Source organism: Thomasclavelia sp. (genome assembly GCF_047249845.1).
GTDB lineage: Bacteria > Bacillota_I > Bacilli_A > Erysipelotrichales > Coprobacillaceae > Thomasclavelia.
On the sequence record NZ_JBKTWO010000020.1, the window covers coordinates 16,550 to 28,672 of the forward strand.

Sequence of the window (12,123 nt, forward strand, 5' to 3'; positions counted from 1 at the left end):
AACTATTTCTTTTCAAAGTTTTTTTTTCTTGTTGCCATATAACTATCTAACCATTCTTGACTTGCTCTTTCATGAACACATTTTCCATCAATATTTTTTGTTATATAGACAGTTGCTTTTTCTTTTGTTGTAGCAACAACAAAAGAAAAATTCTCAATATTTGTTGCAACTCCCCATTGACCTTTGTTGTTCATAGCAATAAGTGACATATCTCCAGCTTGACCACGACGTTCTTTTAATTCCAAATCAAACATATTAACAGCCATTTCGCAAGCTTTTTGAGGATGAATACCATCTTTCATTAGACGTACAATTTCATATGCAAGACATCCTTTCATCACATCTTCACCCAAGCCTGTAGCACTAGCACCACCAATTTTACTATCAACATAAAATCCTGAACCTGAAATTGGAGAATCACCAACACGACCAGCCTTTTTCATAAACAAGCCACTTGTAGAAGTAGCAGAAGTCATTTTACCATTAAAATCCAAACATACCATTCCAACTGTATCATGACCTGAGTATGGCTTTATTTGTTGTTCCTTAATTTCATCAATTCTATTATAATAATGAATTTTAGCCCTATTAGTTAACATATTTTTTCGTTCAAACCCCTCTTTATGAGCATACTTCTCAGCACCAGAACCAACTAATAGATTATTCACTTTTTCTTTTGATAAACGCCGGGCAATTGATATTGGGTTAGCAAAATCTTTTATAGCTGCCACTGCTCCAATATCCAATGTATCTCCATCCATAAAAGCTGCATCTAATTCAACTTCCATCTCCTCATTTGGTAATCCTCCATATCCAACAGACTTATAATATGGAAAATCTTCTACTTCTTTAATTGCCATTTCTATAGCATCTCCTGCATCCCCTGAATTTTTTAGTAATTTACTAGCCTTTTCTACTCCTTCTAAAGCCATACGCCAAGTTGCAATTATCCCCCACATATAATAAACCTCCTTATTTTATCTGTTTTTATTTAATTATAAAACATAGTTTGACTTTTTTAAACTAAACAAGAATATCTTATATATTTTATTATTAAAAAATATACTAAATATGTGTAATCTCATGATAAAATGAGTTAAACTATTGATGAGGTGAAATTATGTTAAAATTTATTGAATATCCAAAATGCAGTACTTGTAAAAAAGCAAAAAAATATCTTGATGATCTTGGTATTGAACATAGTGATCGTCATATCGTTGAAGAAAGATTAAACAAAGAAGAATTATTAGCTCTATATAAAAAAAGCAGTTTACCACTTAAACGATTTTTTAATACATCAGGATTAAAATATAAAGAGTTACATTTAAAAGATAAATTAGTACAAATGAGCGAAGATGAACAACTAACTCTTTTAGCAAGTGATGGGATGTTAGTGAAAAGACCAATCGTTGAAACTGATGATAAAGTTTTAGTTGGTTTTAAGCCAGCTGAATATGATTTGTTGAAATAATGCCTGCAGCTTATAGCCATTATCGCTTAGGTCAAAAAGTAATTGAACAGCTTTGTGATCCTTTAAAAAGAGTCATTCTTAATAATCAAGATTTATTTAATCTTGGGTTACATGGTCCAGATATACTTTTTTACAATCGTCCTTATATCCACAGTAAAGTTAATCGATTAGGTAGTGAAATGCATCAGCAAAAAGCAAATATTTTTTTTAATCAATCTTTATCTATATTAAGAGAAACAAAAAGCGAAGCCCAATTTGTTTATTTATGTGGCTTTGTCTGTCATTTTATTCTAGATAGTAATTGTCATAGTTATATTGATAAAATTATTGGTGAAACAGGAATAACCCATTTTGAAATAGAAACTGAACTAGATCGTTATTTAATGTTAAAGGACGATTTGAATCCTTTGAAAACCCCTTTAACAAATCATATTATTATTAACGAATATATTATTGATAATATTAATCCATTTTTTAAAACTACCAAAAAACAATTAATAAAGTCACTAAAGGGAATGAAGTTTTACGATCATCTATTAGTTGCTCCACAATTATATAAAAGAGGATTAATTTATTTAGTTTTATTAATTAGCTTTACTTATAAAAAGTTTCAAGGATTTGTAGTAAACTATAAACCTAATAAAGTTCTTATTCCTTATATACCAAAGATTGAGGTATTATTTAATAAAAGCATAAATGAATCTGTTATTGGAATCTATGATTTAATTGATACCATAAAATATAATTTTGATTTACCTGAAAGATTTGATCATAATTTTAAATAACCAGCTAAAATGCTGGTTATTTATTATTAAAACGTAATTTTATTAACTCTACTAAATTATTTACTACTGTTTTATCCTCTAATAAAACACAATTTAAATTAATATTTAAATCTTCTTTTATTATTTCCATAATATGTTTTTTATAATGATATCCTTTGGTTAAAACAAATGGAATTACCTGATCAAAGTTAATTTCAGTTGATAAAGGCTGATCAAATTCATGAACGTAACCATAGTTCTTTAATAATAACTGTAGATTAGTATTACTTCTAGGATGAATTAAAAATAACCTTTTTTTATTACTAGCATATAATTTATCCAATATTTCATTATTAATAAATAGTGGCTTTTCAACCAAATAATACTCCGTACTGGCTTTTAGCTTATCATATATTTTTCCATATGAAATAACCATTGGTTGAATTTTCCAATCAATCATTAATGATGTTAATGCAGCTAATTTATCACTATAATTTTGATCATAATAACTTATTGCTAATGCATTTAATAGCCTAGTAAAATTATTTGTTAGAGAATCTAAATGAACTGAAAAAATTAATAGTTTTCCTTTTCTTGTTATTAAAAAATTATATATTAACTCTAACTCACTTTTATTAAACAATAGCATATTATTAAAAAATGATTTTCTTTCAATATAATCAACTAAATTATTTTTCAAAACAAAGTTTCTGATCTTTCTTAACCACATAAGATAATCATCATAAATAATAAGTTCCTCTTCAATCTTTTTTGAAAAGGCTGGATAACCTGTTGAGACTCCTAAAATCATATTTTCTGTTTTTACCTTTTTCATACTCCTTAAAGATGAAGCACTTTTCGTTGCACTAGCTGACAATATTCCTTTTTTGTTTGCATCAGCTACTATTTGTCTATTTAAATCAGAATTATTAGTTGCTGCATATACAAGAAAAGCATCAGTCAAATATTTTGAATGATATGCTTTTTCATAATAATCTACATCTAATCTTTTAATTTCATCAGCAACATTTAAAGCTATAATTTTTATATTAGCTCCTTCGTTAAGAAACTGCTTAACTTTGCACGTTGCTACTTGACCGCCACCAACAATAATGACATTTCGTGCTGTTAAATCAATCAACCATGGCATCATGACATTTTACCAGCGCTTTTTTTATTGCTTTTAAAGTATTATCTAAATCTTCTTGACTATGCCCCGCACTAATAAACCAGGCTTCAAACTGACTTGGAGCAATTAAAATGCCTTGCTGCAACATCTCTTTAAAAAATAAAGCATACATTTTACAATCACAAGTTTGCACATCTTCAAAGGTAGTAATTTTTTTATTTGTAAAAAATAAAGTTAATAAACTCTGGCAACGATGAACCTGATATCCAAGTGATAATTCCAACAATATTTTATTAATCCCTGTTTCTAAATATCTAGCTGCCTGATTAATATAATCATAAATATTAGGATGCTCTTTTAAATAATTTAACTGGGCTAAGCCAACACTCATTGCCAACGGATTTCCAGATAATGTTCCTGCTTGATATACTGGCCCCTGAGGTGAAACGAGAGCCATGATTTCTTTTTTTCCACCATATGCGCCAACTGGTAATCCTCCTCCAATGATTTTACCAAAACAAACCATATCAGGAACTACACCTAAATAATCAGGACAACTATGATATGATACGCGAAATCCTGTAATTACCTCATCAAAAATCAAAACAATTCCATATTGATCACAAATATTTCGTAAACCATTTAGAAATTCATTAGTTGCTGGAACGATTCCCATATTAGCTGCTACTGGCTCTAAAATAATAGCTGCAATTTCATCATAATTTTCTTTAACTGCTTTTTTTACTGAATCAAACTCATTATACTTACAAACAATTGTTTGAGAGATTATTTCCTGGGGAATTCCTGGACTAGTAGGAGTATTAAAAGTTAATGCCCCTGAACCAGCCTTGACTAACAAACCATCACTATGACCATGATAATTACCTTCAAATTTAATAATTTTATTACGCCCTGTATATCCTCTTGCTGCTCGCAAAGCACTCATTGTTGCTTCAGTTCCTGAATTTACCATTCTGACCATATCGATTCCTTGATAACTCTCTACAATCAATTTAGCCATCTCAACTTCTAATTTAGTAGGTAAACCAAAACTAGTTCCTTGCTTACTAGCTCTAATAATAGCTTTTTCAATCACGGGATGATTATGCCCTAAAATAAGTGGTCCCCATGAACAAATATAATCAATATACTCAATATTATCTTCACTAATTAAATGTCCTTTATGTCCCGATTTAGCAAACACTGGTATTCCACCAACTGATTTAAATGCTCGCACTGGAGAATTAACACCACCAGGAATATATTTACATGCCTCTTCAAAGATTTCTTGACTACTCATGATTATTCCCCTGCCACTTTCTTGCTAAATCAAGTGCAAAATAAGTAATGATCATATCTGCACCAGCACGTTTTATCGCTAGTAATGATTCTTCAATTACTGCTTCTTTCATCAACCCCTCCTTAACAGCTAGTTTTAACATTGCATATTCACCACTAACATTATAAGCACAAATTGGCATATTAAAGTTTAGCTTAGCTTCTTTGATTACATCCAAAAAAGCAAGTGCTGGTTTTATCATAATAATATCCACACCTTCATCAATATCTGCTTGAATCTCACGCATTGCTTCATTTCCATTAGCAATATCCATCTGATAACTTGAACGATCACCAAATGATGGCGCACTATTGGCAGCCTCTCTAAATGGTCCGTAATAAGAAGAAGCATATTTAGCACTATATCCCATAATTGGCAAGTCATTAAATCCAGCCTTATCAAGTGCCATTCGAATTGCCATGATTTCACCATCCATCATTGCACTAGGTGCTACCATATCAACACCGTTTTTTGCATAACTTACTGCAATCTTACCTAAATATGTTAATGTTTCATCATTAATTACAATACCATGTTTGTCTAAGATTCCACAATGTCCATGATCAGTATATTCACACATACAGACATCGCCAATCACATACATATTTGGTGCTTTTTGTTTAATTTCTTTAATTGCCCTCTGAATTATCCCTCTATCATTATATGCTTCACTACCAACTTCATCTTTATGATCTGGAATCCCAAAAAGAATGCAAGCCTGAATCCCTACTGCCTCCAATTCTTTAACTGCTTCACCTAATCGATCAACAGAATAATGATAGATACCTTCTAAAGACGATATTTCTTTTTTTATATTTACCCCTTCAACCACAAATAATGGGCAAATCAATTGTTCGACCAATAAATGATTCTCTCTAATTAAGTTTCTTGAAACACAATTATTTCGTAATCTTCTTCCTCTATAAAACATTGATATTCTCCTTTATAACCTTAATCATCCCTTCATAACTGCTATCATCAGCTTCAATAACTTTTACCTCCGGATAATATTGTTTTAATGCCTGAGTCGTCATTGGTCCAATTGATAAAGCTATTTTAAAATCAGCATTACATTTAGCTAATCTTACTACTGATGAAGCACAAGTAAAACAAACTAGATCATAACATTCATTTTCACATACCATTAATTCTTTATTTTCATAAACAATCAGCTCCTGGTCTTGAATTGTTATTTTTTCAATATTACTATGCTCTTTAGCACGGATAATAAGCAGCTGTTCATCTTTATGAATATTATTTTTTAAATAGCTATTAAAGTCATAGCTGTTAGCTTGCCTGCTAACTAGATCACTACAATAACCATATTGTAATAATAATCTTGCTGTTTTTTGCCCAATACAAGCAAAACGGACATTAGCTAGCTCACGATGATCAATTTTTTTAATATTGAGGTAATTAAAAAAACCTTTAATACCATTTTGACTAGTAAAAACAATAAGTTTATGATTAAAATCAATCACATCTTGACAAATAAGATAATCAATTTTACCTAACTGAAGCTGTTTTACAAAAGCTCCCTGTTCTTTAAAATACTTACTAATTATCAGTTCATTATCACTTACACAAGCTACTAATACCTTTTTATTTAATAACCTTTTCTTTTGATAAAAATCCAACTCTTGATGAAGTGAAACTACTTTACCAACCACTATCAACATTGGTGAAGTTAAATTGCTTTGTTTAAACTGATCAATAATATTAGCTAAAGTTCCATAAATACTTTTTTGGTTAACTCTAGTTGCATTTGAAATTAATGCAATTGGAGTATCTTCTTTCTTTCCTGCAGCTTTAAGACTAGTCACGATCTGTTCTAATTTTTCATGTCCCATCATAAACACATAAGTTAAATCATCATTTAAAAATTGATGATAATCCCATTGATCATCTTGATTATTTTTATGATGAGCTGTAATTACAGTAAAACCTGAAGCTAGATTACGATGTGTAATTGGTATTCCTGCATAACACAATCCAGCAAGCGCTGATGATAGTCCTGGAACAACTTCAAAATCAATTTTGGCTGCTTTTAATACTAAACCTTCTTCACCACCACGACCAAAAACATAAACATCTCCACCTTTTAGTCGTACTACAGTTTGATATTGTTGAGCCTTTTCAACTAAAAGCTGATTAATCTGTGCTTGAGGTAATGTATGGCGACTAGCAGCCTTTCCTACATATATCTTTTCACATTCTAGTTTACAATAATTTAAGATTTTAGGATCAATCAAGCGATCATAGACGATACAATCAGCCTTTTTAATACATTCTATAGCTTTAAGTGTATATAAATCAATTGCTCCTGGACCTCCACCAACCAAATATACTTTACCGCTCATAAACCTGCCTCATTAATTCTTGAGCTAATTTAATTACTTCTTTATTAGCATCATCAATATTAAATATTTTATTATCACTTTTTAAAACAGTTCCTTCTTCATTCCCTAATAAGCCATAAAAATGAACTTGGTTATCTTGAATTTTAGCATAAGCTCCTACAGGGATATGACAACTGCCATTTACTGATTTTAAAAATAACCGCTCTAATTCCATTCTAGTTGTAGCCGTTTCATCACTGATATCATTGATCATTGTCAAAAGTTCACTGTCTTGATGTAACTGAAGCGCTAGAATTCCTTGTCCACAAGCTGGTATCATTCTTGTTTCATCAAAATATTCACTAATCAGTTCTTCCAATCCTAAACGTATTAAACCTGCACTAGCAAGAACTAGTCCATCAATATTCTGTTCTGCCATTTTTTTCAAACGCGTATTGACATTGCCACGGATATCAATAATTTGTAAATCTGGCCGCAACTTTAATAACTGATACTTACGGCGTTTACTCCCCGTTGCTACTGTTGCTTGAAACGGTAACTGCGCTAATGAAGTACAATTTTTTAAAACCAGACAATCACGATAATCACTCGGTGCTAATGTTTTAGCATATACTAAACCTGCTGGATTTTCACTTGGCATATCTTTCAAACTATGAACTGCAAGGTCAATAGTATGCTCTAATAATTCTTTTTCAATTTCTTTTACAAAAACCCCTTTATCATTAATTTTATCTAATGCGACATGCTGCATTTTATCCCCAATAGTATGGATAACTTTTATTTCATATTCATTATCGGGATATGCTTTTTTTAATTTATCAATAACATACTCAGTTTGTTTTAAAGCTAGTTTTGAACCACGACTTCCTACAATGATCTTCATTTTTGTTTTTCCTCTTTCAGACTAAATAATTTATTTATAACCTCAATATCATTAATTTGATTTGTTTTAACACAATGAATTGGGTCTTTCATTATTTGCATAAAAGATGCTTTTAACGTCTTTTCCAAAATATGTCTTTCTCTAGCTGTCAAAGATAATTTATTAACTAGAATCTCATATGTCTGATTCGCTAGCTGCATGCTTTTAGCTTGTAAAGATTGTATCACATAATCATATTTGATACTATCAAGCTTTGTTTTTACTTCATTGATCTTATTAATGATTTCTTTATTTATATTTTCAATACCCATACTTCGTAACTGATTATTTTTTTCTATTTCTTGATTCAAAGTATCTAGATTAATACATTTAATTAAAGCTTTTTTATCAATATCTCGGGGTATCGTTAAATCAACTGCTATTAACCTAGAATTAACAAAGTCATTTGCTTTAAAAATCAAATGAGGGCTAGATGTTGCACTAATTAAAATATCGACTTGATCTAAAAAAATCTTTCTTTGTTTAAAAGGAATAATTTTTATTCGTGAATACTGTTTTTTTAAAGCCATGAGTTTATTATCACTGCGATTAGAAAAAATCAACTCATTGTGTTCATACAAATAGGGGATAAATGAAAGAGCAATCTCACCAGCACCACAAATCATAATTTTTTGATTATTTAAACTAACAAATTTTTTTAAATACTCAACTGCTAAATGGGTCAAAGAAAGTGAAGGCTGAGGATAACGTTTTTTAATTCCTTTAGCAAAATTAAGCGTTTCTTGAAATATCAAATAAAGCTCTTTTCCTCCTAAATTCATCTTACAAGTAAAATCATAAGCCTGTTTAATTTGACCAAGAATCTGATCTTCACGAATCAGCATGGATTCCAAACCACAGGCTACCTTTAATAAATGTGCTAATGCCTCATCACCTTTTTTTAAATATAATGGCATCATTGCCTGATTAAAATAATTTAAGTAAAGCGATGATAAAAAACTAACATCACTTTCATACATTACATACACTTCACTCCGGTTACAAGTTGATAAAATGAGAACCTGCTCAATTCCATAAGTTAATAGTAGACCTGAAAACTCTAATTTTTGTGTATCTGTAAAACTAAAAATACTCCTTTTATCTAATGATAATTGCTTGTGACTTATACCAATTACTGCTAATTTCATAACTTTTAAAAAACCACGAAATCGTGGTTTTAATTTTGAGGTCCTGCTTTTTTATGTTGACTAATTGGTTTTAAGTGGATGTTAGCACGTTGTTCACTTTCAGTCCAATATAATTCTTCAGCCACAAGACATTCTGGATTTAGTTTAACACCATCTAAGATTAATTCTTTAAATTTTGGATAGCCTGCAATATCAATTAAATGCCCACCATGAATATATTCTGGTTTATTATCCATTACCCAAGCTGAAAACTTTTGCCAGTTTCCAAAAACTTCTAATAAGGCTTCCTCAGTAATCCAGTTTAAGAAAATTTTTCCCATCCTTGGATACTGTTTTCCACTTCGTCCACCTAAAGTAACTCGGTAAAACTTGGTTGGTTTACGAGTCCATGCTCCAGTTGGACAAGCAATTACACATTCACCACAGCCAACACAACAACAAGTATCTTTATCAATCTTATTATCAGCATTTAAAGAAAGTACTCTTGTGGCATGATGCTCACAGGCACGAACACAAGCACCGCAGCCAATGCATCTTTCTGGATGATATTCCATCTTTGCAATCCCCATAATTCCAAAATCATTAAAGTGTCCTTTACCACAATCATTAGGACATCCAGAAACTGATACTTTAATATGATAATGACTAGGGAAAATAATCTTTTCAATTTTACGAGCTAGTTGATAAGTGTTTGCATTTGCTTTAATACAATGAGCATTTCCAATACAACTCATAACATTACGAGCACCAATTGTCGGATATCCATAATCGGTAACTTCCATATCAACATCACACATTTCAACTTCTACTTCTTTAATATAGTTTTTGATATATTTATTTACTTCATCAATACACTCATATTTTATTCCTGGAATATTTAATGTTTGACGCATTCCAATATGAAATGTTCCATTTCCCCAATTTTGAGCAATATCTTGAACTACCTGTAAATATTTAGCAGCAATCATTGAACCCGGTACTCGCATTTGTAACATGAATTCACCAGCCACTTTTGACTGTCTAAAACAATTTATTCTTAATCTTTTTATATCAATATCATGATTCATCTTCAGCCACCCCTAATCTACTAAATATTTAGCTTTCGTATAATTAAATACTGGTCCATCTAAGCACACATATGTTTCATCAATTCGACAATGTCCACATTTACCAATGGCACATGACATTTTTCGTTCAAATGATACCCAAATTTTTTCATCAGGTACTCCTAAACTAGCAACCTTTTCACCTGTGAATTTCATCATCATTGGTGGCCCGACAATAATAACTTCATAATTACCCTTATAACTATCAAAAGGGATTTTATCTACTAAATCAGTTACAAAACCAACATTCCATCCTTCAATTTGATCTTTATCTAAAGTATAGAAAGTATTAAATTTTTCTTGCCATTTATTTAATTCCTCTTTAAAAATAATTCCAGCCTCATTTTTAAACCCAACAATTAAAGTTAAACTTTTTACATATCCATCATTTTCAAAGCACTCATTTAGCATACTTCTTACTGGTGCTAATCCTGTACCACCAGTTATTACAACTAAATGTTTTCCTTTAAAGGTTTCTTCTAAAGGCCAGCCTTTACCATATGGTCCCCTAATAAAGAGAACATCACCAGGTTTCTTATTAAAAATTTCATCAGTTACTTTTCCAACCGAACGAATCGTAAAATCTAACCAGCCCTCACCCTGGGCTGAAACAGAGATTGGTGCTTCACCAATTTTAGGAATTGATAATTGGAGAAACTGTCCATGTTCCGGTTTAATATTTGTAGCAACTTTAAACGTATACTCTAAATTACTTTCTCGTTTTATCTCAAGAATTGTACTTGGAATTGGTTTGATTGGATTATTCATGGTTATCTCCTTTCACTTCAATTTCCGCCACTGCCGTAGCCATCTTCTCAACTGTTGCCGTTACTGAAATATATTCAGGGCATCTTGATGTACAGCGCCCACAACCAACACACATATGATAATCATTAAAACGTGCTTTATAATCATGAAATTTATGAAGAATCTTATAGCGCATTCGATCCCCAGCCGTTGGTCTAAAAGCATGCCCCCCTGCCATATCACTAAAACCATCGACCTGGCATGAAGCTGCAGTTCTTCGGCGTTCTCCAATACTAGCATTTTCATTATAAATTAAGTCTGTTGTCGTAAAACATGTACAAGTAGCACACGCTATCGTGCAAGCCCCACATGAAATACAGCGTGAATTAAATGTTTGCCACATTGGATGTTGTTTTAATTTTAATAATGTTTCCTTGTCCTTGATTTCAGGAATTGTTACTCTCACTTCATTTTCTTCAATAAATGAAACTTCAAAGTCATCTTTAGGAGCTTCCTTAAAATATTTTTCAAATTCATATTCTTTAACTTCTATTAATACCTCATTACCTAAATGACGAATTGCCAGACTATAATTATTCGTTTTATTAGCTTGCATACTAACACAAAAACAAGTGTCCCAGCCACTTGTACACTCCATTAAAATTATCTTAACTTTTTCTTGAAGTCGTTGATAATAAAGATCACTGTACCCGCCATTTCCTAAATATATTTTATTTTGATGTTCCATTGCATTAACATCGCAAGGTCTCATAAAAATCAATATCTTTTTATCAGTTACTTTACTTTCACGATATTCATCTTCTGTAAAATAGAATAAAGATTGAGTAATTGGGGTAATTACTTCTTTAGCTGGAAAATCAGATTTTTGATCAAACACTACTTCTTCAATTTTACTAATTTTATCATAGCGAATAATATCAGTATCTGAATAACGCCCTTGTTTTTCAAAGCGTTTTGGTCCATAGATATCATATTCTTGTGATAGCGTCGCCAAAATATCATTTACATCTTTAAAACCTACTTTATATGCCATCGTTTTTCCTCCTAATGCCTACGCTTACATTTTGATTATAGCACTTTCTGTGTTATTATAATAATATTAATATCTAATGATAT

The 12,123-nt window shown here is 31.0% G+C and carries 12 protein-coding genes; 2 read left to right on the plus strand and 10 right to left on the minus strand.

Translation table 11 applies throughout. The features are described from left to right. Window positions 1-2: 2 nt before the first annotated feature. Window positions 3-959, minus strand: a complete 957-nt coding sequence (locus ACLR9T_RS06955; RefSeq protein ID WP_413108815.1) for a N(4)-(beta-N-acetylglucosaminyl)-L-asparaginase — start codon at window positions 957-959, stop codon at window positions 3-5. A 161-nt stretch (window positions 960-1,120) separates the two neighbouring features. On the opposite strand from ACLR9T_RS06955, the gene ACLR9T_RS06960 reads away from it, so the two are divergent. Together ACLR9T_RS06960 and ACLR9T_RS06965 are read left to right on the plus strand one after the other, a co-directional pair. Beyond that, the gene (locus tag ACLR9T_RS06960) at window positions 1,121-1,471 is read left to right on the plus strand and encodes an arsenate reductase family protein (protein ID WP_413108816.1); all 351 of its coding nucleotides are present in this window, start codon (window positions 1,121-1,123) and stop codon (window positions 1,469-1,471) included. After that, window positions 1,471-2,256 carry a zinc dependent phospholipase C family protein gene (locus ACLR9T_RS06965; protein WP_413108817.1) on the plus strand — a complete coding sequence of 262 codons (786 nt, stop codon included), beginning with the start codon at window positions 1,471-1,473 and terminating at the stop codon, window positions 2,254-2,256. The genes ACLR9T_RS06960 and ACLR9T_RS06965 overlap by 1 nt, the downstream gene beginning before the upstream one ends. A gap of 16 nt (window positions 2,257-2,272) precedes the next feature. Here ACLR9T_RS06965 and ACLR9T_RS06970 read toward each other — a convergent pair whose 3' ends face one another. From ACLR9T_RS06970 to asrA, 9 genes are read right to left on the minus strand one after another with little or no spacing between them, the layout of a single operon-like run. Next, window positions 2,273-3,385 carry a bifunctional precorrin-2 dehydrogenase/sirohydrochlorin ferrochelatase gene (locus ACLR9T_RS06970; RefSeq protein ID WP_413108818.1) on the minus strand — a complete coding sequence of 371 codons (1,113 nt, stop codon included), beginning with the start codon at window positions 3,383-3,385 and terminating at the stop codon, window positions 2,273-2,275. Next, window positions 3,369-4,664 (minus strand): glutamate-1-semialdehyde 2,1-aminomutase, encoded by a 1,296-nt coding sequence (hemL, locus tag ACLR9T_RS06975; RefSeq protein ID WP_413108819.1) that lies wholly within the window; start codon window positions 4,662-4,664, stop codon window positions 3,369-3,371. The genes ACLR9T_RS06970 and hemL overlap by 17 nt, the downstream gene beginning before the upstream one ends. Next, the gene (gene hemB, locus ACLR9T_RS06980) at window positions 4,657-5,634 is read right to left on the minus strand and encodes a porphobilinogen synthase (protein WP_413108820.1); all 978 of its coding nucleotides are present in this window, start codon (window positions 5,632-5,634) and stop codon (window positions 4,657-4,659) included. Before hemB ends, hemL begins: the two co-directional genes overlap by 8 nt. After that, window positions 5,624-7,063: a uroporphyrinogen-III C-methyltransferase gene (gene cobA, locus ACLR9T_RS06985; protein WP_413108821.1), complete on the minus strand. Its 1,440-nt coding sequence runs from the start codon at window positions 7,061-7,063 to the stop codon at window positions 5,624-5,626. The genes hemB and cobA overlap by 11 nt, the downstream gene beginning before the upstream one ends. Beyond that, window positions 7,053-7,946, minus strand: coding sequence for a hydroxymethylbilane synthase (gene hemC / locus ACLR9T_RS06990; protein ID WP_413108822.1), 894 nt, complete (start codon window positions 7,944-7,946; stop codon window positions 7,053-7,055). The genes cobA and hemC overlap by 11 nt, the downstream gene beginning before the upstream one ends. Continuing rightward, window positions 7,943-9,133, minus strand: a complete 1,191-nt coding sequence (locus tag ACLR9T_RS06995) for a glutamyl-tRNA reductase (protein ID WP_413108823.1) — start codon at window positions 9,131-9,133, stop codon at window positions 7,943-7,945. The genes hemC and ACLR9T_RS06995 overlap by 4 nt, the downstream gene beginning before the upstream one ends. 29 nt (window positions 9,134-9,162) lie before the next feature. Beyond that, complete coding sequence (gene asrC, locus ACLR9T_RS07000; protein WP_413108824.1) at window positions 9,163-10,200, minus strand: sulfite reductase subunit C; 1,038 nt, start codon at window positions 10,198-10,200, stop codon at window positions 9,163-9,165. A gap of 12 nt (window positions 10,201-10,212) precedes the next feature. Next, window positions 10,213-11,007, minus strand: coding sequence for an anaerobic sulfite reductase subunit AsrB (gene asrB / locus ACLR9T_RS07005; RefSeq protein ID WP_413108825.1), 795 nt, complete (start codon window positions 11,005-11,007; stop codon window positions 10,213-10,215). Continuing rightward, window positions 11,000-12,040, minus strand: coding sequence for an anaerobic sulfite reductase subunit AsrA (asrA, locus tag ACLR9T_RS07010; RefSeq protein ID WP_413108826.1), 1,041 nt, complete (start codon window positions 12,038-12,040; stop codon window positions 11,000-11,002). The genes asrB and asrA overlap by 8 nt, the downstream gene beginning before the upstream one ends. Window positions 12,041-12,123 lie beyond the last annotated feature (83 nt).